A 21,665-nucleotide genomic window follows, 5' to 3' on the forward strand; every position below is an offset into this window, starting at 1 on the left:
CGCGGGCGGGGCGGTTCGGGCGGCTGGATCTCGAGGATCGACGCCATGCCGGCCAGGATTCCGCGGAGGGACATGCCTCCTCTTATACGCCCGTGGCCCCGCGTGAGCCAGCCGGCGGGCCGGATCTGCGCGCTCACGCCTGCTTGCGACGTGCGCGAAGTGCGCGCGAAATCGCACGCGGCGGTCACCGTGCGCGCGGGGGCTCGTGGCCGCGCGGATCGATTATTCTCCCCGCCCATGCAGCGGCCCATTCGCGCTCACGAGATCCGCAGCCGATTCCTCAATTACTTCGCCGCCCGCGACCACGCCGTCGTGCCGTCGTCGTCGCTGGTGCCGGCCAACGATCCGACGCTGCTGTTCACCAACGCGGGCATGGTGCAGTTCAAGGACACCTTCCTCGGGCGTGACCCGCGGCCGTACAAGCGGGCCGTCACCGTGCAGCGGTGCCTGCGGGCCGGCGGCAAGCACAACGACCTCGACAACGTCGGCTTCACCGAGCGGCACCACACCCTGTTCGAGATGCTCGGCAACTTCTCGTTCGGCGACTACTTCAAGCCGGACGCCATCCGCTGGGGCTGGGAGTTCTTGACCGAGGACCTCGGCATCGCGGCCGATCGCCTGGTCGTCAGCGTCTTCAGCGGCGAGGGCGAGTCGGCCCCCGCCGACGACGAGGCCTACGAGCTGTGGACCGCGTATGTCCCGAAGGACAGGATCTACCGCTTCCCGGCCAAGGAGAACTTCTGGGCCATGGGGCCGACCGGTCCGTGCGGGCCGTGCTCGGAGATCCACATCTTCCACGGCGACAAGGCCCCGCCGGACGCCGGCGTCGCCGGTCGCGGCCCGGCCTACGAGGACACCCGCTACACCGAGCTGTGGAACCTCGTGTTCATGCAGTACGAGAAGTTCGACGACGGCCGCCTCGTGCCGCTGCCGAAGCCGAGCATCGACACCGGCGCCGGTCTCGAGCGGCTCGCCTCGGTGCTCGAGGGCGTCGGCAGCAACTACCGCACCTCGCTGCTGACCCCGCTGATCGACCTCGCCAAGCGGCTGGCCGGCGCGCCGGCGCACGACCTCGGGGCCGGTGAGGCGCCGTTCCGCGTGATCGCCGACCACGCGCGCGCGACCGCCTTCCTGATCGCCGACGGCGTGTTCCCCGACCGCGACACCCGGCCCTACGTGCTGCGCCGGATCATGCGCCGGGCGATCCGCTTCGGCGAGAAGGTCGGCCTCGAGAACCTGTTCTTCCACGAGGTGTGCAAGAAGGTCGTCGAGGAGTTCGGCGAGGCCTATCCCAACCTGGTCGAAAGGGCAGCCACCATCGACGAGGTCGTGCGCGGCGAGGAGGAGAGCTTCCGTCGCACCCTCAAGCGCGGCCTGCGGCTGTTCGAGGGCGCGGTCACCGAGCTGCCCGCCGGCGAGACCGCGTTCCCGCTCGGCGTCGCCGCCGAGCTGTACGACACCTACGGCCTTCCGATCGACCTCACCGGCATCCTGAGCCGCGAGAAGGGCCTCACCCTCGACGAGGAGGCCGTCAAGCAGGAGGTCCAGGCGCGCCAGGCCGCCGGCGCCGCGGCTGCCAACCTCGGCGGCGGCGACAAGGCGATCGACAACCTCTACTTCCGCTTCAAGGAGCGGTTCGCGGGGCAGGCCAGCTTCACCGGCTACGCCGAGCTCAGCGGCCGCGGCAACGTGCTCGCGCTCGCGGTGAACGGCGTCGAGCAGACCGCCGCGAAGGAGGGCGACGAGGTCGAGTTCATCACCGACTCGACCCCGTTCTACGGCGAGAGCGGCGGCCAGGTCGGCGACACCGGCATCGCCGAGGGCGACGGCCTGCGCGTCGAGATCTCCGACACCCTCAAGCCGACCGGCGACCTGCACGTCCACCGCGGCAAGGTCACCCGCGGCACGCTCGAGGTCGGCCGCCTCGTCACCCTGACGGTCGACGGCGCCCGCCGGGCCGCGATCCGTCGCAACCACAGCGCGACGCACCTGCTGCACCACGCCCTGCGCGCGGTGCTCGGCACCCACGTGGCGCAGAAGGGCTCGCTGGTCGCGCCCGACCGCCTGCGCTTCGACTTCTCGCACCCGCGGCCGATCACCCCGAGCAGCGCCTGCAGATCGAGCGCATCGTCAACGAGATGACGCTGGCCAACGCCGACACCGACACGCGCGAGATGAGCCCCGGCGACGCCAAGAGCGCCGGCGCGATCGGCCTGTTCGAGGCCAAGTACGGCGAGCAGGTGCGGGTGGTCCGGATCGGCACGGACAGCGTCGAGCTGTGCGGCGGCACCCACGTCCACCGCGCCGGCGACATCGGCCTGTTCGCCATCGTCAGCGAGGTCGGCATCGCCCAGGGCGTGCGCCGCATCGAGGCGGTCACCGGCATGAACGCGCTGCAGCACCTGCAGCAGACCGTGCAGATCCTCGACAAGGCCGCCAGCGAGCTCCACGCCAGCGGCCCCGGCGACGTGCTCGACAAGCTCGGCCGCCTGCAGGCGAGCGCGCAGAAGCGCGAGCGCGAGATCACCGAATTGCAGCGCAAGCTCGCCGTCGGCGGGGGCGGCAGCTCCGACACCGTCGCCGACGTCGCCGGCGTCAAGCTGCTCGCCAAGGTCGTCGCCGTCGCCGACCCCAAGGCCCTGCGCGAGGCCGCCGACACCCTGCGCGACCGGCTCGGCTCGGGCGTGATCGTCCTCGGCGCCGAGAAGGACGGCAAGGCCTCGCTGCTCGTCGCCGTCACCAAGGACCTGGCCGGCAAGGTGCACGCGGGCAACCTCATCGCCGCCCTGGCCGCACATGTCGGCGGGCGCGGCGGGGGCCGGCCCGACCTGGCCCAGGCCGGAGGCCCCAACGCGGCCGGCCTGCCCGCGGCCATCGAGGCCGCCGGCAGCGCCCTCGCCGCGCAGCTCGGCTGAGCCGCATCGCCCGTGCGCGCTGTGATACCGTGAAATCACATGCAGCCTGATGACCTGCTGGCGCGCGAAGGCTACGCCCCCAAGGACGTGCCGGCCCTGCTCGCGTGGGCGCGCGCGCGCCAACGTGCTGCTGCAGGGGCTCGACCCCGACTCGACGCTCGGCGAGCTGCTCGGTGGTACTTCGGGACATGTCTCGCGGGACAGCAGCTTCGCCGCCCGCCGCGACAGCTTCGAGCTCCCCGAGGAGCGCGACGAGTTCGACGAGCTCGACGGCGACATCCCGGCCGACCTGCGGCAGGCGGTCACGGCGGCGACCTCGTCGCAGCCGCAGCCGTCGGCGCCGGTGATCGACGACGACCCCGACTCCGGGCTCGGCGGGTTCGCCCGCTTCCAGTCGATGCTCAAGCTCAGCCGTCCGTACCCGGTCCGGCAGCCGGAGCCCGTCGTCGAGGAGCCGCGCCCGACGCTGATGCGGAGCTTCGCGCTCGCCGCCCAGCGCGAGTCCGACTACCCCTCGTCGACGCCGTCGCCCCCGGCCGACCTCTCGGCCACCTTGCCGCTGGCCGCCGCGCTCGGCATCAGCAGCGAGGAGTCGGCGGCGCTGGTGCTGGGGATCCCCGACGAAGACGGCAGCGAAGGCTCGGGCCTCAACGACTTCTTCAACCCGAACGCGAACCCCGACCTCCTCGGCTCGCGGCTGTCGACGACCGTGTCCTCGCGTACGAGCTCGCACGCGTCGGGCTTCATCGACGACGACGACGACGTGCGGATGCCGATCCAGGACGACGACGACGACGTGCGGATGCCGATCCAGGACGACGACGACGACCTGCCGCTGCCGACGCTGCAGGACGACGATCCGCCGGGCGAGGCCGCGCCGATGCTCGACGACGTCTCGCCGTTCGGCAGCGGCCTCCCGGCAGCGCGCCTGGACGACCACTCGCCGGTGCGGCGCACCTCGCTGGACGACGTGCGCAGCGTCATGGTCGACGACGACGAGTCGCCGCTGCGGCGCGCGGCGGACGACGTGCGGCGCGGCGAAGATCGGCCGCTGCGTGGCCCGTCGATCGAGGATGTCCGCCGGCTCATCGCGCCGACGCGGCGGCCGTCGCTGGACGACGTGCGCAGCGCGCTGATGGACGACGACGAGGCGCCGCCGAGCCGTTCGTCGGTGCCGGTGCGGCGGTCGTCGATGGACGACGTGCGCAGCGCGCTGATGGACGACGACGAGGCGCCGCCGAGCCGTTCGTCGGCGCCGGTGCGGCGCTCGTCGGTGGACGACGTGCGCAGCGTGCTGGTGGACGACGACGAGGCGCCGCCGGTGCGCGGGTCGGCGCCGGTGCGTCGCCCGTCGGTGGACGACGTGCGCAGCGCGCTGGTGGACGACGACGAGGCGCCGCCGACCCGTTCGTCGGCGCCGGTGCGTCGCGGGTCGATGGACGACGTGCGCAGCGCGCTGGTGGACGACGACGAGGCGCCGCCGACCCGGGCCTCGGCGCCTTCGCGGCACGAGTCTCTGGACGACGTGCGGGGCGTGCTGGACGACGACGACGACGCGCTGTCGTCGACCGACGACGACGACCAGACGAGCGCCGAACCGGTGCGCACCCGCGACACCCCGCCGATGCCCGGCTTGCCGGCGATCGACGTCGACGGCGACAGCGGCGCCCCGGTGCTGCGTCACCGCACGCCCAAGAAGAAGGTCGTCGAGCTCGGCGCCCCGCTGGCCAAGCCGCGCGCCGGCTCCGGCACGGGCGCGGTCGGTCCGCGCGGGCCCAGCCCCAGCCGCCGCCGCCGCGCAAGCCGCCGCCGCCGGCCCGCAAGCCGCCGCCGCCGCCGGCCCCGGTCGACGACGACATCCAGGAGCTGAGCCGCGTCGAGCTGATCGAGGACCTGCCGTCCTACTTGCGCGACGACGACGAATGAGGCTGGCCCGGGGACATGCTCGATGGAGCATGCTCCATCGGACATGCGCGAACGGTCAGGTCACTTCGAGCCCGGCGCCGGCGAAGTGGAACGCGCGGACGAAGGCGCGGCGGCCCTCGAGGTCGCGGCCGGGGCGGGGGCCGAGCTGGGCGCGGGCGACGTCGGCGGGCGACGTGCCGGCGTTGACCAGGGCCTCCAGGGAGTCGAGGAAGAACGCCTCGGTGCGGCCGCGATGGTCGCGGATGTCGGCGCGGTCGAGCCCCTCGCGCGCGATGGCGAGCAGCCGCTGACACAGCGCGCGGACGCGCGGCGACGACAGGGCGGCCTGGCGACACTCGGCCCACAGCGCCAGGCGTTCGCCGAAGTCGAGGTCGGCGACCAGCTCCCAGGCCGCCTCGCCGGCGTCGTCGTCGTAGAGGAGCCCCTTCCACAGCGCCGGCAGCGCGCAGAGGATGTTCTGCCGCACCGAATCGCAGCCACGGACCTCGAGGTACGGCTTCAGGCGGATCTCCGGGAACAGCGTGCTCAGGTGCAGCTCCCAGTCGCCCAACGTCGCGGTGTGGCGCACTCCGTCCGGGTCGACGTAGCCGGTCGCCATGTACTCGCGGAACGGCACGTGCAGCGGGATGTAGCGGCCCTGGCGCCGGATGAAGAACATCGGCACGGCGAGCGCCCAGTCGGCGTAGCGCTCGTACGAGAACGGCGCCTCGAACGCCCACGGCAGCAGCCCGCAGCGGGCGGCGTCGACGTCGGTCCAGTTGTCGCTGCGCAGCGACGCGAACCCGCGGTCCTCGCCTTCCTTATGGGGAGTTGGCGAACAGCGCCGTCGTCAGCGCCGACACCCCCATCGCCAGGCGGAGCCGGGTCCCGGCCTGCTGCTCCGACGCGTAGTCGAAGTTGGCCTGCACGGTGCACGTGCGCAGCATCATGTCGAGCCCGCGCTGGCCGCGGGTCGGCAGGTAGGCCCGCATCACCGCGTAGCGCGGCTTGGGCATCCAGTGGATCTCGTCGCGGGTGGCGAACGGGTGGAAGCCGGACGCCAGCCAGGCGATCCCGAGCTCCTGCGACACCGCGTGAAGCTCGCGCTGGTGCTGCGTGAACTCCTGGCAGGTCAGGTGGACGTCCGCCAGGGGTTTGCCGCTGAGTTCGAACTGGCCGCCGGGCTCGAGGGTGATCGAGGCGCCGTCGCGTTCGAGGCTGATGAGCGCCCCGTCGTTGCCGCGCTCGCCGCCCGGCTTCCAGCCGAACCGGGCCATGAAGCCCTGCATCACCGCCAGGACGTGGGCCTCGTACTCGACGGGGCGGTACTTGCCGTCGGCGACGAACACGCCGAACTTCTCGTGTTCGGTGCCGATCTTGTGGGTCTGGCGGTCGGGGCGTTCGGCGCGGCGGAAGAACCCCGTGAGGTCTTCGGGCTGCAGCGGCGCGCTGGAGGCGGGGGTCTCGGGGTGCTGCTCACAGAAGGCTCCGGGTCGTCGCCAAGGCTGGCGGAGGAGCAGTGTACGTGGCGTCCTGCGAGACTTGACAGCGAATTGCAGGCCGCCGCCGCGTGACGAACGGCCTATAGGTCCCGCGGCGCCGGCCCCGACCGTCACCTGCGCTTGACCGCGGCGCAGGCCCGCCGTTACTCTTCGCCGGCGTAAAGGTCATGGCTGGATCTGCCGTCCACGAAGCTCCCTGTGTCATCGGCCCGCGGATCACCGTCCGCGGGTCCCTCGTCGGCGAGGAAGACGTCGTGGTGCAGGGCAGGGTCGAGGGGAGCATCGCCTTGACGGCGCACCTCCTCATCGCCGGCCCGGCCCTGGTCGCCGCCGACATCGAGGCCGACAGCGTCGAGATCCACGGCCAGGTCGAGGGTGACGTCGTCGCCGCCGAGGGCATCACCCTGCGGGAAGGCGCCCGCGTGGTCGGCAACCTCCGCGCACCGCGCGTCGAGATCGCCGACGGCGCGCAGTTCAAGGGCGCCGTCGAGATGGACGTCCCGCTGCCCGGCAACGTCCTCCGGCAACCGCGCGCCCGCTGACCCTCACCTTCTCGCAGGCACCACACATGTCCAGCACCGTCATCGGCTCCAGCATCCTCATCGACGGCGAGATCACCGGCGAAGAGCACCTCGTCGTCCGGGGCACCGTCAAGGGCCGGATCCAGGTCCGGGACACCCTCGTCATCGAGGACGGCGGGGTCGTCGAGGCCACCGTCGACGCGGCCTCGATCACAGTCCAGGGCACGCTCCGCGGCGACGTCGCCGCCAGCGAGCGCGCCGAGCTGCGCCCGAGCAGCACCGTCATCGGTGACATCCGCGCCCCGCGGATCCTCATCGCCGACGGCGCCTCGTTCAAGGGCAACGTTGACATGGGGGGATGAAGGTGTCGCAGTCGGAATCCACGCAATCCTCGCCCGACGAGGCCACCACCGTCGTCGCCCCCGGCACGCACATCGTCGGTCGCCTGTCTGGCCAGGAGGACATTCGCGTCCACGGCACGATCGAGGGCCGCATCCACCTCTCCGCCACGCTCTACGTCGAGCCCGAGGGCATCATCGCCGCCGACGTGTACGCCGATGACGTGGTCGTCGCCGGCACCGTGGTCGGCAACCTGACCGCCGCCGGCAGCATCGTCCTCGCCGCCAGCGCGCGCGTGGTCGGCGATCTCCGCGCCCCTCGCCTCATCGTCGCCCCCGGCGCCGCCTTCCGCGGCCAGGTCAGCATGGAGCCGCCCGACGAGGACGAGGCCGAGGCCGAGGCCGAGTCGAGCCGCGAGCGCCGCGAAGGCCGCCAGTGGTCGCAGGCCGCGGCCCAGGCCCGCCCGGCCCAGCCGCGTCCGGCTGCCCCCTACGCCACACAGAACGGCGTTCGTCTGCCCCCGCAGCGGACCGCTCCGCGGCGCGACAGCGTGCTCGCCAAGCCGTCGCTCGCCCGTCCCCGCCACGAGGAGCAGGGCGGCGAGCATTACGGCGAGGCCGACGAGGCCGACTGGGCCGACGGCGCCAAGCGGGCCAAGAAGGTCGCGCGCCCGCGAGTCCTGGCCCGCGGCAAGCACAAGGTCGAGCGCATCTGAACGCTCCCCGGGCGACTCGCCCGCGACAACGAGCATGCCGCCGCGGCCGACGCGTGCGGCGAACCGACGGGTGCGCGCCGAGTCTTCGCGCGCACCCGCCGGGTTTTTGACGCCCGGCGAAACTGCGGCAAACATCCTGCGCGCGGCTTTGGTAACATCCGGCGCAAGTCTGTCATGGCCCGCGCGGCCGCATTCGGCCCCATTGGCCGAATCTTCCCCATCTCCTCCCTGGGCCCGAGCGGGCCTTCATCCTGAAAGGTCGGCCTGATGCGCAAGCTCCTTCTCTCGTCCCTGTTCGCCCTGTCGGTGTTCACCACTGGTTGCAAGGAGCCCGACCCCTACGCCTTCGAGACGCACATCGAGAACATCCGCAACACCAGCGCCAAGGGCATCGGCTTCTCGGGCATGAAGGACCTGGTCAAGACGGTCATCACCTCGCCCGACAACGGCCCGCGGCTCGACGAGTTCGTGCAGAAGGTGATCCCGGTGTTCGAGGAGCAGTGGGACTCCTCGCCGGAGCACCAGGTCAACATGCTCGAGATGCTCCGCGACATCGGCCGGCCCGAGGCCGCCCCGCTGTGGAGCAAGGCGCTCGGCACCCTCGACGGCTCGGAGGAGGGCCGCAAGCGCGTGCTGATCGCCCTGCAGGGCATCCAGCGCGCCAAGGCCACCGGCTCGACCGACGCGGTGCTCGGCCTGTTCGAGGGCCTGACGAAGGACCCGAGCAAGGACAAGGGCAAGGCCGAGGGGGAGATCCGCCGCGAGCTCGCGCGCACGCTGGGGCTCCTCAAGGACCCGAAGGCCGGGCCGGCGCTGATCGCCGCGCTGCAGCAGCCGACCGAGATGCGGCCGCCGCAGATCCACCGCATCGTCGCCGAGGCGCTCGGCAGCCTGCGTGACCCCGCGGCCATCGAGCCGCTCGTGATCGCCAACTTCTCGACCCCCGACGATCAGACCGACAGCAAGAACCTCAGCAACCGCGTCAAGCTGGCGCTCAACAGCATCGGCGAGCCGGCCGTCCCGCGCCTCGTCGAGCTGCTCACCGGCAAGGAAGACGACATCGTCATCAAGAAGGTCGTCGAGGCCGGCAGCACCGTGCCCGTGGTCCGCTTCACCGCCGCGCTGATGCTCGGCTCGCTCGGCAGCCCCCAGGCCGTCGACGCGCTCATCAAGAACATCCCCGCCGACTCCTGCAAGCCGGTCGTCAAGGAAGACCCGAAGAAGAAGGACAAGAAGAAGAAGGCCGAGGAGGAGGAGGAAGAGGATCCGGAGAAGGCGGACAACGAGAACCTGCGCAACGCGATCGTCACCTCGCTCGGCCAGATCGGCGACCCCAAGGCCGCGGCCGCGATCTGCCCGTGCACGCAGGCCACCGTCCACTTCGAGGAGCAGTTCATGATGGCCGAGGCGCTCGGCTACGTGGGCGGCGAAGAGGCCGTGAAGTGCCTCACCAACTTCGTCAAGACCGCCGAGAGCGATCCCGAGACCCTGCCGTCGACCGACAAGACGCCGCTGTCGATCCGCATCGAGGCCGGTCGCTTCGCCGTCCTCGCCGCCGGCCCCGACCAGGTCGCCGCGGTGCGCGAGGCCTTCGCCGCCAACACCGACCCCAAGGTCGCCGAGGGCCTCAAGCAGTGGGAGCCCGCGCTCACCACCCTCGAGACCTGCAAGAACGACAAGGACTGCTACCTCAAGACCCTCAAGGACACCAACGCGAGCTGGGTCGCGCGTGAGAACGCGGCGATGGAGCTGACCCGCGTGGCGCCCGGCGACGCCGCGGTCGCCGAGGCGATCGCCCAGGCCTACAAGGTCCGCGAGGTCGACGCCCGCGTGACGATGGCGCTCATGGCCTCGCGCATCATGCAGGGCAAGCGCTGCCAGAAGTGCGTCGACACCCTCGAGGACATCATGAAGGGCGAGAAGGGCACGACGGACATCAGCTACCAGAAGGCCGTGCTGACCGCCCGCGACACGATCGCCAAGCTGTCCGAGTAGCGAGGCCCGGCCTCGTCGAGGACGCCGTCCGCGCGCTGAAGGGCGCCGGTCGTCGTCCTCTTTGCACGTCCGTGACGCGCGCCTACCCTCGCCGCGCGAAGCTGATCGGAGCGATCTCCGACGCGACAACTCACAATCAAGCCGTGATGTCCACGGCCTCGTGTGCCATGCTCACGCCGATGCATCGCTCGCTCGTCCGGCTCGCGCTCGTCGTCCTCGCGGGCGCGCCCGTCGCCTGCGCCGGCAAGTCCGCCGGCGTCGTCACTCCGGAGGACGCGGCAGTCACGGTGCAGCCCGGCGAGGCGGCCGCGGCGGTGCCCACCGGCCCGGCCACCCTGCCGGACGCCGAGGCGGCGCTCGCCGGCGGCGACGCGGCCCGGGCCGTCGCGCTGTTCTCCGGCTACCTCGGCGGCGACCCCGACGAGACCGGCGTGCGCCAGGCCTACCTCGGCCTGGCGCGGGCCCAGGAGCTCCTGCGCGACTGCGCCGCGGCGATCCGCGCCTACGACGCCTACCTGGCCCGCTTCAGCGACGGCCCCGCCGACCTGTTCGCCCGCCGCGGCGCCTGTTACGCGGAACTCGGCGAGTGGAAGGCCTCGGCCGACAGCTACGCCGAGGCCTTCGCCCGCGCGACCCTCCCCAGCGCCAAGGTCGAGGCGCTGGCCCGCCAGGGCTACGCCCACTTCGAGCTCGGCCAGCTCGACCAGGCCGAGCCCCTGTTGCAGCAGGCCGACCAGGTCTACGTGGCCTCGCAGGAGCAGAACAGCGAGCGCTTCAGCAACTATTACTTCGTCGGCATGGCCCGCTTCTACCGCGCCGCCGTGTGGCACCGGCGCTTCCGCGACGTCCCGATCCGCCTGCCCGAGAAGCAGATGACCGAGGACTTCGCCCGCAAGTTCGCCCTGCTGGAGAAGGCCCAGGAGGCCTACAACGAGACCATCAAGGCCAAGCACATGTTCTGGGTCTCGGCCGCCGGCTACCACTGGGCAGCCTGTTCGAGGAGTTCTACGACGCCATGATGCACGCCCCCGTGCCGGACTGGCTCGACGACAAGCAGCGCCAGGTCTACTACGAGGAGCTCAAGAGTCAGCTGAGGCCGGTGGTCAACAAGGCGATCTGGGTGTTCGAGAAGAACCTCGCGACCGCCCGGCGTCTCGGCTACGAGAGCGAGTTCACGGCCCAGACCGAGGCCAAGCTGAGCGAGCTGCAGGCCGTGCTCCTCGCGGGTGATACGACTCTCGGCAAGCCGCACCCGCCGCTGGCGCCCGAAGCCCGCCCTGAAATCGGGGCAGGGGAGATCGCCTCCGCGGCCGGCGAGCCCAGCCCGGTCGATCGCAAGCTGTTCGTGCCGGAGCTGACGCCGCTCTGACGCCCGCAAGGCCGCTCAAAGCCCGCGCACGGGCAAAAAACGCGGCCTGCGGGCCTGCCGGCACGGGCGGTCGGCCGCGCCCCACGTGGCTTGACACTCTCCCAGATCCGCGGCTATACACCGCGTCCACTTTCGGACCCTCACCGGGCCCGACGCTTACCGTTAGCCTGAAGCCCGACACTTGCCCGGCGGAACGACCGCCACGAAGACCCCGGAGGAATTCTCACCACACGCTGGCGTAGCTCAATTGGTAGAGCACCTGATTTGTAATCAGGCGGCTGCGGGTTCGAGTCCCATCGCCAGCTCTCCACGCCGAACGGCCTCCGGGCCAGCGCAGCGATCGTTCCAGACCACGAGGATGGGTGCCCGAGTCGGCCAAAGGGAGCAGACTGTAAATCTGCCGCGCACCGCGCTTCAGAAGGTTCGAATCCTTCCCCATCCACTGCCTACCGCGGGAGTAGCTCAGTTGGTAGAGCGTCAGCCTTCAAGCTGAATGTCGCGAGTTCGACCCTCGTCTCCCGCTCTCTGCGCGTCCCGCGCACTTGCATCGGGCCCTCCTGGCCCTCCGCGTCCTGACAACTTCACGCCCATGTAGCTCAGTTGGTAGAGCACATCCTTGGTAAGGATGAGGTCAGCGGTTCGAATCCGCTCATGGGCTCCAGAGAATCTCTCTCGACGACTGAACCCGTCACCCGCAAAGAAGCACAGCCATGGCGAAGGAAACATTCGTACGGAACAAGCCCCACGTGAACATCGGCACGATCGGCCATGTCGACCACGGGAAGACGACGCTGACGGCGGCGATCACGAAGGTGCTGAGCCTGAAGGGACAGGCGGAGTTCAAGGGCTACGACATGATCGACAAGGCGCCCGAGGAGCGGGCGCGCGGCATCACGATCTCGACGGCGCACGTGGAGTACGAGTCGAACGCGCGGCACTACGCGCACGTGGATTGCCCCGGTCACGCGGACTACATCAAGAACATGATCACGGGCGCGGCGCAGATGGACGGGGCGATCCTCGTCGTGTCGGCGCCGGACGGTCCGATGCCGCAGACGCGTGAGCACATCCTGCTCGGGCGTCAGGTGGGCATCCCGGCGATCGTGGTGTTCCTGAACAAGTGCGACATGATCGGCGCCGGCGACGAGGAGATGCTGGAGCTGGTCGAGGTGGAGCTGCGCGAGCTGCTGTCGAAGTACCAGTTCGACGGGGACAACGTCCCGATCACCCGCGGCAGCGCGCTGAAGGCCCTGAACGCGCCGTCGTGGGATCACCCGGACGCGAAGTGCATCTGGGAGCTGATGGACGCGTGCGACTCGTTCATCCCGCAGCCGGTGCGCGAGCTGGACAAGCCGTTCCTGATGCCGGTCGAGGACGTGTTCACGATCTCGGGCCGCGGCACGGTGACGACGGGTCGTGTGGAGCGCGGCATCATCAAGGTCGGCGACGAGGTTCAGATCGTCGGTCTGCGCGACACGCAGAAGACCACGGTGACCGGCGTCGAGATGTTCCGCAAGCTGCTCGATCAGGGTCAGGCGGGCGACAACGTCGGCCTGCTGATCCGCGGCATCGACCGCGAGGGCGTGGAGCGCGGCCAGGTGCTCTGCAAGCCGGGCACGATCACCCCGCACAAGAAGTTCAACGCGACGGTGTACGTGCTGAAGAAGGAGGAGGGCGGCCGTCACACGCCGTTCTTCAAGGGCTACCGGCCGCAGTTCTACTTCCGCACGACGGACGTGACGGGCTCGGTGACGCTGCCCGAGGGCGTCGAGATGGTGATGCCCGGTGACAACATCGAGATCACCGTCGAGCTGCACAGCACGATCGCCTGCGAAGAGGGCCTGAAGTTCGCCATCCGCGAGGGTGGCAAGACTGTCGGCGCTGGCGTCGTCACCAAGATCATCGAGTAAACCACTCGAGAACGGCAGGGCGGGGGGCGTGACCCCCGCCTTGTTTTGCCCTAACTCCCCGGTTTGCCGGCCAGTGCCGGCCTCCGGGCTCGAACTTGTCAACCGGAACGGGTCTTGCTAGAACCGGACCCCTTCGCCTGTTGAGGCTCCCATGGCTGCCGGCAACCGCATCATCATCCAGCTCGAGTGCCAGACCTGCAAGCGGCGCAATTACTCTTCGACCAAGAACAAGCGGACGACGCCCGAGAAGGTCGTCCTCAAGAAGTTCTGCCGCCACTGCCGGAAGCACGCGGATCACAAGGAGACCAAGTAAGAGAGTGGGTTCTTACAGGGGGTTAGCTCAGTTGGTAGAGCAGCGGACTCCAAATCCGCAGGCCGAGGGTTCGAGTCCCCCACCCCCTGCTTCCTGTCAGAGATGGCCGATCTTCGGACACTCTGAGCCCCTGCCATGACGACCCCGCCGCGCAATCGAAAGCTCGTTGTCGCCCGTGAGTTCGACCCCAGTCGGTGGGCCCACGCAGCGTTTTTCCTGGGCTTTTTGCTGCTCGCGTACGTCCTGAGCAACCTCACCGAGGACATGTGGGCGTTGCTGTGGTCGTACTGGCCCCGGCAGCTCGGTCGCCCGGCGCCGAACCTCGCTTCGGCGATCGGCACTGGCGTCGCCCTGATCTGCGCCCTCATCGCCTGGCGGAACAAGCGCTGGTTCACGTTCGTGAGCGAGGTCGCCGTCGAAGTTTCGCAGGTGACGTGGCCGACCAAGGCGGAGACGCGGGTCGCCACGATCGTGGTCGTCGTCCTCACGCTCGTCTGCTCCGTCATCCTGGCGATGATGGACCTGTTCTGGTCCAACGTGACGGACTGGCTCTACGCTCTCTGACGGATCGGGGCACAAATTCTCATGGAGTGGTACGTCGTCAACACCTTCTCGGGCTACGAGAACTCGGTAAAGAAGGCCCTGGAGGATCGGATCAAGAATGCCGGTCTCGAGGAGCAGTTCGGGGAGATCTTGATCCCCTCGGAGAAGGTGACCACCCGGAGCGGCAAGAAGACCGTCCAGAAGACCAACAAGCTTCTGCCCGGTTACATCTTCATCAGCATGGACCTGACCAAGGCGAGCTGGCACCTGGTCCAGAACACGCCGAAGGTGACCGGTTTCCTCGGCGGTCAGAACCCGAAGCCGGTGCGCAAGGCGGAGATGAACCGCATGCTCGGCCAGGCGCCGCCGGACGAGCAGGCGCCCGTCGAGAAGGTCGTGCCGAACATCACGTATTCGGTCGGCCAGCAGGTGCGTGTCCGCAGCGGGGCGTTCGCCAACTTCACCGGTGAGGTGGAGGAGATCAACAACGACAAGCAGAAGATCTGGCTGTCGGTGTCGCTGTTCGGCCGCCCGACGCGCGTCGAGGTCGACTTTTCCGAGGTCGAGCCGGTTGTGTAACGCCGGCGGATCTGCGACAAGCCAGCACGCCTGTCCCGCCCAGTGAGCGGCGTCAAGCTCACGGTCCCTGAAGGCCGGCGCCAGTCGCACCGGCCCACCTGACCCACTCTTTTCGTCACGAAGAACTGCCATGAAGAAGGTAACCGCGTACGTCAAGCTCCAGATCAAGGCCGGACTGGCGAATCCCGCGCCCCCGATCGGCCCTGCGCTCGGCTCCAAGGGCGTCAACATCATGGAGTTCTGCAAGCAGTTCAACGCCCGCACGGCGAAGGACCAGGGCCTCGTGATTCCGGTGGTCATCACCGTCTACTCGGACCGTTCGTTCACCTTCATCACCAAGACCCCGCCGGCGTCGATCTTGTTGTTGAAGAAGGTGCAGGCGGCCAACCCGAAGATCGAGGGCGGCTCGGGCGTCCCGAACCGGCAGAAGATCGGCAAGCTGACGACCGCCGAGGTCCGCGAGATCGCCGAGTACAAGTTCAAGGACATGAACGCCGCCTCGATCGACGCCGCCGCGCGCACCATCGCCGGCACCGCGCGCTCGATGGGCATCGACGTCGTCGAGGCCTGAGCTTTCGCGGCGAGAATTCCTTCCTGTCCCTGAAGACATGCGGGCAGGAGCCCCGGCCTCGCGTGGGCCGGGACAACCCCGGGGGAGGCCGTGAAGGCCGTTGGGACCCCGGAAGGGCAAGAGACAATGGGCAAGAAGTACGAGGCGATCCGCAAGCTGGTCGATCGCGACAAGCGTTACACCCTCGCCGAAGCGGTCGAACTGCTGCCGAAGCTGAAGTTCACCAAGTTCGACGAGACGATCGACGTCGCGGCCCGCCTGGGCGTCAACCCGAAGCACGCCGACCAGATGATCCGCTCGTCGTGCGCCCTGCCGCACGGCACCGGCAAGTCGCTGCGCGTGGTCGTGTTCGCCAAGGGCGAGCGGGCCAACGAGGCGCGCGAGGCGGGCGCCGATTTCGTCGGCGCCGAGGACCTGGTCGACCGCGTGCTCAAGGAGAACTGGCTCGAGTTCGACAGCGCGATCGCCACGCCCGACATGATGGGCCTCGTCGGCCGCCTCGGCCGTATCCTCGGCCCCCGCAACTTGATGCCCAACCCCAAGGTCGGCACCGTGACCATGGACGTGGCCCGGGCTGTCCGCGAGATCAAGGCCGGTCGCATCGAGTTCCGCACCGAGAAGACCGGCATCGTCCACGCGCCCGTGGGCAAGATGTCGTTCGGGCCGGACAAGCTGCGGGAGAACATCCTCTCGCTGCTCGACACCCTGCAGCGCCTCAAGCCGTCGACGGCCAAGGGCAAGTACTTCAAGAGCATCGCGCTGTCGTCGACGATGGGCCCGTCGGTCCGCCTCGACACCAACGAGGTCGCCGCGCTGCTCGAGCGCTAGGCCGACCCGGACTTTCATTCGAGGAGTTCACCAAGTCTGTCGCAGTAGTGACGTGATGCAGCCGCCCGCGAGGGCGCACGCACTCGAAGACAGCAGGTGGTCGGCCTTCCGACCGTAAACGCGAGAGCGGCCTGCCGAGAGTGGAGCGAGCGACGAGAGGAAGCGGGGACGGGTCGTCCGTCCTCCATCTCGGCGGTCCTCCACCCGGAGGGCCGAGGAGACGAGCCACAGATGCCCACCCTGAGCAAACACGAACAATCGGCGAAGCTCCGCGACGAACTGAGCGGCGTGTCCGCGTTCATCCTGGTCGACTACACCGGGATCACCGTGGCCGAGGCCAGCGACGTCCGCAACAAGTTCCGCGACGCCAACTGCCGCTACCAGGTCTACAAGAACTCGGTCATCCACTACGCGGTGACCGGGACGAAGCACGAGCCGGCCACCGCCCTGTTGAAGGGCATGACCGGCATCGCGTTCTCGCCGGAGGACCCGGGTGCAGCGGCTCGCGTGGCGCGTGACTTCGCCAAGGACGCCAAGAACTTCAAGGTCAAGGGCGGCATCATCGACGGTCAGACGCTCGACGCCGGCGGCGTCAATCGTCTCGCCGACATGCCCGGGCCGCGCGAGCTCAAGGCGCAGTTCCTGGCCCTGCTCAACACGCCGGCGACCAGCTTCGTCCGCGTGCTGAACGCCGGCCCGCAGAGCTTCCTCTACCTCCTGAATGCCCGCAAGGACCAGCTCGCCGCTGCCTCCTGAGGCCGGCGCTCGTCCCCCATCAACCCGTCACCGTTTGTACCGACAGACTTCGAGGAATTCGTCATGACCGACATCACCCGCGACCAAGTCATCAACTACCTGAGCAACCTTCCGGTCATCGAGATCGCCAACCTGGTCAAGGAGCTCGAGACCAAGTGGGGCGTCTCGGCCGCCGCGCCGGTCGCCGCCGCTGGCCCCGCCGCCGGTGGTGCCGCTCCCGCCGCCGAGAAGAAGGAAGAGCAGACCGAGTTCACGGTCGTGCTCAAGGGCTTCGGCGACAAGAAGATCAACGTCATCAAGGCGGTCCGCGTGCTCAACCTCGCCCTCGGCCTCAAGGAGGCCAAGGACCTGGTCGAGGGCGCCCCGGCCAACATCAAGGAAGGCATCTCCAAGGCCGAGGCCGAGGAGATGGCGAAGCGCTCAAGGAGGCCGGCGCTGAGGTCGAGATCAAGTGATCTCAGGGCCCGCCGCCCAAGCTGCTCCGGCGTGTACGGCGCCAGGGGGAAGCCCCTGCGCGTCGTGCACATGTCGCGTTTGTAATGGCGCATTTTCGCGCCCCCGTGAGCCCTGGCTCACATCGATTCTCGAGTACTTTTTGCCGCTTCGCGATCTCGCTGGCTCACGAGCCGCAAGGCCCGAAGTTTTGAGCAATTGCCTCGCTTAGCGCTTAGACAACCTGCCGGCCCGCTCCACTGCCTCACTCGGCAGTTCGTCCCCCTGAGGAACCGCGATGCCACCGATGATCCAGAACAACTTCCGTGTGCGCAAGAACTTCGGAAAGCTCAAGCGCATCATCGAGGTCCCCAACCTCATCGACATCCAGAAGCGGTCGTACGACAAGTTCCTGCAGCGGGACGTGCCGCTGGAGAACCGCGAGGAGATCGGGCTCCAGGCCGTCTTCAAGAGCGTGTTCCCGATCAAGGACTTCGGCGAGACCAGCTCGCTCGAGTTCGTCAGCTACAGCCTCGACCGCCCCAAGTACGACGAGGACGAGTGCCGCGCGCGCGGCATGACGTTCGCGGCGCCGATCAAGGTGGTGGTGCGACTGGTGGTGTGGGACGTCGACGACGAGACCGGCACCCAGTCGATCCGCGACGTCAAGGAGCAGGAAGTCTACTTCGGTGAGATCCCGCTGATGACGGCGCACGGCACCTTCATCATCAACGGGACCGAGCGCGTGGTCGTGTCGCAGCTGCACCGCTCCCCCGGTGTGTTCTTCGACCACGACAAGGGCAAGACCCACGCCTCGGGCAAGAAGCTGTTCTCGGCCCGCATCATCCCGTACCGCGGCAGCTGGCTCGACTTCGAGTTCGATCACAAGGACGCGATCTTCGTCCGCATCGATCGTCGGCGCAAGCTGCACGCGACCGTGCTGCTGCGCGCGCTCGGCTACAACACCCCCGATCTGCTCGACTTCTTCTACGACAAGGAGACGATCAACATCGAGGAGGGCGGCGTCCTGACCCGCGCGATCGACTTCGATCTGCTGGCCGGTCAGCGCGCCTCGCACGACATCCGCGACCCGGAGACGGGCGAGGTCATCGTCCGCAAGGGCCGCAAGTTCACCAAGGCGAACATCAAGCGCATGCGGCAGTCGGGCATCCGCACCCTGCCGATGGACGCGGAGAGCCTGGTGGGCAAGGTCTCGGCCGAGGACGTGATCGACGAGATCACCGGCGAGGTGCTCCTCAACTGCAACGAGGACCTCACCGAGGAGCACGTCCGTCGCCTCGCCGACGCCAAGATCAAGAGCTTCAAGATCCTCTTCATCGACGACTTCAACGTCGGCCCGTACCTGCGCAACACCCTGCTGCAGGACAAGCTGCACACGCCCGAAGAGGCGCTGCTCGAGATCTACCGCCGCCTCCGCCCCGGCGACCCGCCGACGGCCGAGACGGCGCGGACCCTGTTCGAGTCGCTGTTCTTCAAGCCCGAGCGCTACGACCTGTCGACCGTCGGCCGCCTCAAGCTGAACCACAAGTTCGGCCTCGAGGAGAGCCTGACCTCCACCGTGCTGACGAAGCGCGACATCATGGAGACGGTCAAGTACCTGGTCGAGCTCCGCAACGGCCGCGGCCAGATCGACGACATCGACCACCTCGGCAACCGCCGCGTGCGCGCCGTCGGCGAGCTGATGGAGAACCAGTACCGCATCGGCCTCGTGCGCATGGAGCGGGCGATCAAGGAGCGCATGAGCATGTCCCAGGAGATGGACGCGCTCATGCCGGCCGACCTGATCAACGCCAAGCCGGTCTCGGCGGTCGTGAAGGAGTACTTCGCGTCCTCGCAGCTGAGCCAGTTCATGGACCAGACCAACCCGCTGTCCGAGGTCACGCACAAGCGCCGCTTGTCGGCCCTCGGCCCGGGCGGCCTGACGCGCGAGCGCGCCGGCTTCGAGGTCCGCGACGTCCACAACACCCACTACGGCCGCATCTGCCCGATCGAGACGCCGGAAGGTCCGAACATCGGCCTCATCGCGTCGCTCTCGACCTACGCGCGCATCAACGAGTTCGGCTTCATCGAGACGCCGTACCGCACCGTCGACGGCGGCGTCGCCTCGTCGGACGTCGACTACTACTCGGCGCTGCAGGAGCAGGGCCACTTCATCGCCCAGGCCAACGCCGTCACCGACGACAACGGCAAGCTGCTGGCCGACCAGGTCCAGGTCCGTCACAACGACGAGTTCGAGGCGGTCGCCCCGGCCTCGGTCACGCTGATGGACGTCTCGCCGAGCCAGCTGGTCTCGGTCGCGGCCTCGCTGATCCCGTTCCTCGAGCACGACGACGCCAACCGCGCGCTGATGGGCTCCAACATGCAGCGCCAGGCCGTCCCGTGCCTGCGCACCGCGGCCCCGCTGATCGGCACCGGCATGGAGATGCACGTCGCCCGCGACTCGGGTTCGACGGTCGTCGCCCTGCGCGACGGCGTGGTCGAGCAGGTCGACGGCGCGCGCATCGTCGTCAAGCCGGTCACCGGCAAGACCGAGGAGAACCGCGGCATCCTCGGCGCCAAGCCCGACATCTACAACCTGACCAAGTTCCAGCGCTCGAACCAGAACACCGCGCTCAACCAGAAGCCGATCGTCCGCGTCGGCGACCGCGTGAAGAAGGGCGACGTCATCGCCGACGGCGCGGCGACGGAGCGCGGCGAGCTGGCGCTCGGCCAGAACGTGGTCGTCGCGTTCATGCCGTGGCAGGGCTACAACTTCGAGGACTCGATCCTCGTGTCGGAGCGCATCGTCCGCGAGGACGTGTACACCTCGATCCACATCGAGGAGTTCGAGTGCGTCGCCCGCGACACCAAGCTGGGCAAGGAAGAGATCACGCGCGACATCCCGAACGTCGGCGAGGACGCGCTCGCCAACCTCGACGAGGCGGGCATCGCTCGCATCGGCGCCGAGGTGAAGGCCGGCGACATCCTGGTCGGCAAGATCACCCCGAAGGGCGAGACCCAGCTCAGCCCCGAGGAGAAGCTGCTGCGCGCGATCTTCGGCGAGAAGGCCGGCGACGTGCGTGACACCTCGCTGCGCCTGCCCCCGGGCGTCAGCGGCATCGTCATCGACGCGCGGGTGTTCGCCCGCAAGTCGGTCGAGAAGGACACGCGCGCCCAGCAGATCGAGGACGCCGAGCGCGAGAAGCTGATGCAGGACCGGCGCGACAACGTCGCCATCGTGTCCGACGGCTACTACAACCGGATGAAGGAGATCTTGGTCGGCAAGACCACCGCGGCCAAGCTGGTCGACGACGCCGGCCGCGAGCTCATCACCGCCGGCGTGGTGCTCACCGAGGCCAACCTGGCCGACGTGCCGCGCGGCGAGTGGGGCCGGTTCTCGCTCACCACCGCCGAGGACACCGAGGTCGTCGAGGCTCTGGCCCGCCGCCTCGAGAAGGACCTCGACGAGATCGAGACCATCTACCGCGAGAAGATCGCCAAGCTGACCAAGGGCGACGAGCTGCCGCCCGGCGTCATCAAGATGGTCAAGGTCTACGTCGCCATCAAGCGCAAGCTGCAGGTCGGCGACAAGATGGCCGGCCGCCACGGCAACAAGGGCGTGATCTCGCGGATCCTGCCGATCGAGGACCTGCCGTACCTCGAGGACGGCAGCCCGGTCGACATCGTGCTCAACCCGCTCGGCGTGCCGTCGCGCATGAACGTCGGCCAGATCCTCGAGGTCCACCTCGGGTGGGCCGCCTACGAGCTCGGGCAGCAGATCGACCGCTACATGCAGACCAAGTTCTCGCCCGAGGTCCTGCGCACCCAGCTGAAGAAGATCTACGAGACCAAGGAGGCCCAGCGCTTCATCGACAGTCTCGGCGACGACGACGTGATCCGCTTCGCCGACAAGCTGCGGCGCGGCGTCCACATGGCCACGCCGGTGTTCGACGGCGCGCTCGAGACCGAGGTCAAGGGCACCCTCAACAAGGCCGGCGTGCCCGAGAGCGGCCAGGCGATCCTGTTCGACGGCCGCACCGGCGAAGCGTTCGAGGAGAACGTCACCGTCGGCATCATGTACATGCTCAAGCTGCACCACCTCGTGGACGACAAGATCCACGCCCGCAGCATCGGCCCGTACTCGCTCGTGACGCAGCAGCCGCTCGGCGGCAAGGCCCAGTTCGGCGGCCAGCGCCTCGGCGAGATGGAGGTCTGGGCGCTCGAGGCCTACGGCGCCGCCTACGCGCTGCAGGAGCTGCTCACCGTCAAGTCGGACGACGTCGTCGGCCGCATGCGGATGTACGAGTCCATCGTCAAGGGCCAGCCGACCATGCAGCCGGGCGTGCCCGAGTCGTTCAACGTGCTCCTCAAGGAGCTGCAGGCCCTGTGCCTGAACATCGAGCTCGTCGACGTCAACGCGGAGACGGGCGTGGTCACTGGCGTCTCCCGCGAGGCGATGTCGGCGGCGGAGT

Annotated in this window: 14 protein-coding genes, 5 tRNA genes and 4 pseudogenes; 22 read left to right on the forward strand and 1 reads right to left on the reverse strand. The window is 68.9% G+C overall.

Annotated features, from left to right (window positions below):
- Positions 1-237: 237 nt before the first annotated feature.
- Together alaS and OV079_RS42520 are read left to right on the forward strand one after the other, a co-directional pair.
- Positions 238-2,915, forward strand: a pseudogene (gene alaS, locus OV079_RS42515) (alanine--tRNA ligase).
- Positions 2,916-3,039: 124 nt separating this feature from the next.
- Complete coding sequence (locus tag OV079_RS42520; protein ID WP_267775453.1) at positions 3,040-4,785, forward strand: hypothetical protein; 1,746 nt, start codon at positions 3,040-3,042, stop codon at positions 4,783-4,785.
- A gap of 111 nt (positions 4,786-4,896) precedes the next feature.
- On the opposite strand, the pseudogene OV079_RS59535 reads toward OV079_RS42520, so the two are convergent.
- Positions 4,897-6,436: pseudogene (locus OV079_RS59535) on the reverse strand (glutamate--cysteine ligase).
- Positions 6,437-6,489: 53 nt separating this feature from the next.
- Between OV079_RS59535 and OV079_RS42535 the strand changes: the two are divergent.
- The 20 genes and pseudogenes from OV079_RS42535 to rpoB form a co-directional block, all read left to right on the forward strand.
- Positions 6,490-6,864: a bactofilin family protein gene (locus OV079_RS42535; protein ID WP_267705197.1), complete on the forward strand. Its 375-nt coding sequence runs from the start codon at positions 6,490-6,492 to the stop codon at positions 6,862-6,864.
- A 26-nt stretch (positions 6,865-6,890) separates the two neighbouring features.
- Entirely contained in the window at positions 6,891-7,205 is a 315-nt protein-coding gene (locus OV079_RS42540) for a bactofilin family protein (RefSeq protein ID WP_267705195.1), read from the forward strand.
- Positions 7,206-7,207: 2 nt separating this feature from the next.
- Positions 7,208-7,897 (forward strand): bactofilin family protein, encoded by a 690-nt coding sequence (locus tag OV079_RS42545; RefSeq protein ID WP_267775456.1) that lies wholly within the window; start codon positions 7,208-7,210, stop codon positions 7,895-7,897.
- Between the two features lie 267 nt (positions 7,898-8,164).
- Positions 8,165-9,892 (forward strand): HEAT repeat domain-containing protein, encoded by a 1,728-nt coding sequence (locus tag OV079_RS42550; protein WP_267775458.1) that lies wholly within the window; start codon positions 8,165-8,167, stop codon positions 9,890-9,892.
- 179 nt (positions 9,893-10,071) lie between these two features.
- The gene (locus OV079_RS42555) at positions 10,072-10,911 is read left to right on the forward strand and encodes a hypothetical protein (protein WP_267775459.1); all 840 of its coding nucleotides are present in this window, start codon (positions 10,072-10,074) and stop codon (positions 10,909-10,911) included.
- Entirely contained in the window at positions 10,908-11,261 is a 354-nt protein-coding gene (locus OV079_RS42560) for a hypothetical protein (RefSeq protein ID WP_267775460.1), read from the forward strand. The genes OV079_RS42555 and OV079_RS42560 overlap by 4 nt, the downstream gene beginning before the upstream one ends.
- Positions 11,262-11,493: 232 nt before the next feature.
- A tRNA-Thr gene (locus OV079_RS42565) sits at positions 11,494-11,566 on the forward strand.
- Between the two features lie 51 nt (positions 11,567-11,617).
- A tRNA-Tyr gene (locus OV079_RS42570) sits at positions 11,618-11,703 on the forward strand.
- Between the two features lie 9 nt (positions 11,704-11,712).
- Positions 11,713-11,784: transfer RNA gene (locus tag OV079_RS42575), tRNA-OTHER, on the forward strand.
- Between the two features lie 62 nt (positions 11,785-11,846).
- A tRNA-Thr gene (locus OV079_RS42580) sits at positions 11,847-11,922 on the forward strand.
- A gap of 49 nt (positions 11,923-11,971) precedes the next feature.
- Complete coding sequence (gene tuf, locus OV079_RS42585; RefSeq protein ID WP_267775461.1) at positions 11,972-13,171, forward strand: elongation factor Tu; 1,200 nt, start codon at positions 11,972-11,974, stop codon at positions 13,169-13,171.
- Between the two features lie 151 nt (positions 13,172-13,322).
- Positions 13,323-13,484: a 50S ribosomal protein L33 gene (rpmG, locus tag OV079_RS42590; protein WP_267705188.1), complete on the forward strand. Its 162-nt coding sequence runs from the start codon at positions 13,323-13,325 to the stop codon at positions 13,482-13,484.
- Positions 13,485-13,500: 16 nt separating this feature from the next.
- Positions 13,501-13,573: transfer RNA gene (locus OV079_RS42595), tRNA-Trp, on the forward strand.
- A 136-nt stretch (positions 13,574-13,709) separates the two neighbouring features.
- Positions 13,710-14,048: a preprotein translocase subunit SecE gene (secE, locus tag OV079_RS42600; protein WP_267775462.1), complete on the forward strand. Its 339-nt coding sequence runs from the start codon at positions 13,710-13,712 to the stop codon at positions 14,046-14,048.
- A 21-nt stretch (positions 14,049-14,069) separates the two neighbouring features.
- Entirely contained in the window at positions 14,070-14,606 is a 537-nt protein-coding gene (gene nusG, locus OV079_RS42605) for a transcription termination/antitermination protein NusG (RefSeq protein ID WP_224192981.1), read from the forward strand.
- Between the two features lie 130 nt (positions 14,607-14,736).
- Positions 14,737-15,177, forward strand: a complete 441-nt coding sequence (gene rplK, locus OV079_RS42610) for a 50S ribosomal protein L11 (protein WP_267775463.1) — start codon at positions 14,737-14,739, stop codon at positions 15,175-15,177.
- Positions 15,178-15,303: 126 nt separating this feature from the next.
- Entirely contained in the window at positions 15,304-16,005 is a 702-nt protein-coding gene (gene rplA, locus OV079_RS42615; protein WP_267705182.1) for a 50S ribosomal protein L1, read from the forward strand.
- Positions 16,006-16,236: 231 nt separating this feature from the next.
- Positions 16,237-16,761: a 50S ribosomal protein L10 gene (gene rplJ, locus OV079_RS42620; protein ID WP_267775464.1), complete on the forward strand. Its 525-nt coding sequence runs from the start codon at positions 16,237-16,239 to the stop codon at positions 16,759-16,761.
- Between the two features lie 63 nt (positions 16,762-16,824).
- Positions 16,825-17,216 (forward strand): annotated as a pseudogene (gene rplL / locus OV079_RS42625) (50S ribosomal protein L7/L12).
- A 275-nt stretch (positions 17,217-17,491) separates the two neighbouring features.
- A pseudogene (gene rpoB, locus OV079_RS42630) lies at positions 17,492-21,604 on the forward strand (DNA-directed RNA polymerase subunit beta); the annotation flags it as partial.
- Positions 21,605-21,665: the final 61 nt, after the last annotated feature.

Source organism: Nannocystis pusilla (assembly GCF_026626665.1).
GTDB classification, from domain to species: domain Bacteria; phylum Myxococcota_A; class Polyangia; order Nannocystales; family Nannocystaceae; genus Nannocystis; species Nannocystis pusilla.

Excerpts from the sequence above, each read along its gene's own strand:
- OV079_RS42535 (WP_267705197.1), top strand. The coding sequence starts at position 6,490 with ATGGCTGGATCTGCCGTCCACGAAGCTCCCTGTGTCATCGGCCCGCGG.
- OV079_RS42540 (WP_267705195.1), top strand. The coding sequence starts at position 6,891 with ATGTCCAGCACCGTCATCGGCTCCAGCATCCTCATCGACGGCGAGATC.
- OV079_RS42550 (WP_267775458.1), top strand. The coding sequence starts at position 8,165 with ATGCGCAAGCTCCTTCTCTCGTCCCTGTTCGCCCTGTCGGTGTTCACC.
- OV079_RS42555 (WP_267775459.1), top strand. The coding sequence starts at position 10,072 with ATGCATCGCTCGCTCGTCCGGCTCGCGCTCGTCGTCCTCGCGGGCGCG.
- OV079_RS42560 (WP_267775460.1), top strand. The coding sequence starts at position 10,908 with ATGATGCACGCCCCCGTGCCGGACTGGCTCGACGACAAGCAGCGCCAG.
- tuf (WP_267775461.1), top strand. The coding sequence starts at position 11,972 with ATGGCGAAGGAAACATTCGTACGGAACAAGCCCCACGTGAACATCGGC.
- rpmG (WP_267705188.1), top strand. The coding sequence starts at position 13,323 with ATGGCTGCCGGCAACCGCATCATCATCCAGCTCGAGTGCCAGACCTGC.
- nusG (WP_224192981.1), top strand. The coding sequence starts at position 14,070 with ATGGAGTGGTACGTCGTCAACACCTTCTCGGGCTACGAGAACTCGGTA.
- rplK (WP_267775463.1), top strand. The coding sequence starts at position 14,737 with ATGAAGAAGGTAACCGCGTACGTCAAGCTCCAGATCAAGGCCGGACTG.
- rplA (WP_267705182.1), top strand. The coding sequence starts at position 15,304 with ATGGGCAAGAAGTACGAGGCGATCCGCAAGCTGGTCGATCGCGACAAG.
- rplJ (WP_267775464.1), top strand. The coding sequence starts at position 16,237 with ATGCCCACCCTGAGCAAACACGAACAATCGGCGAAGCTCCGCGACGAA.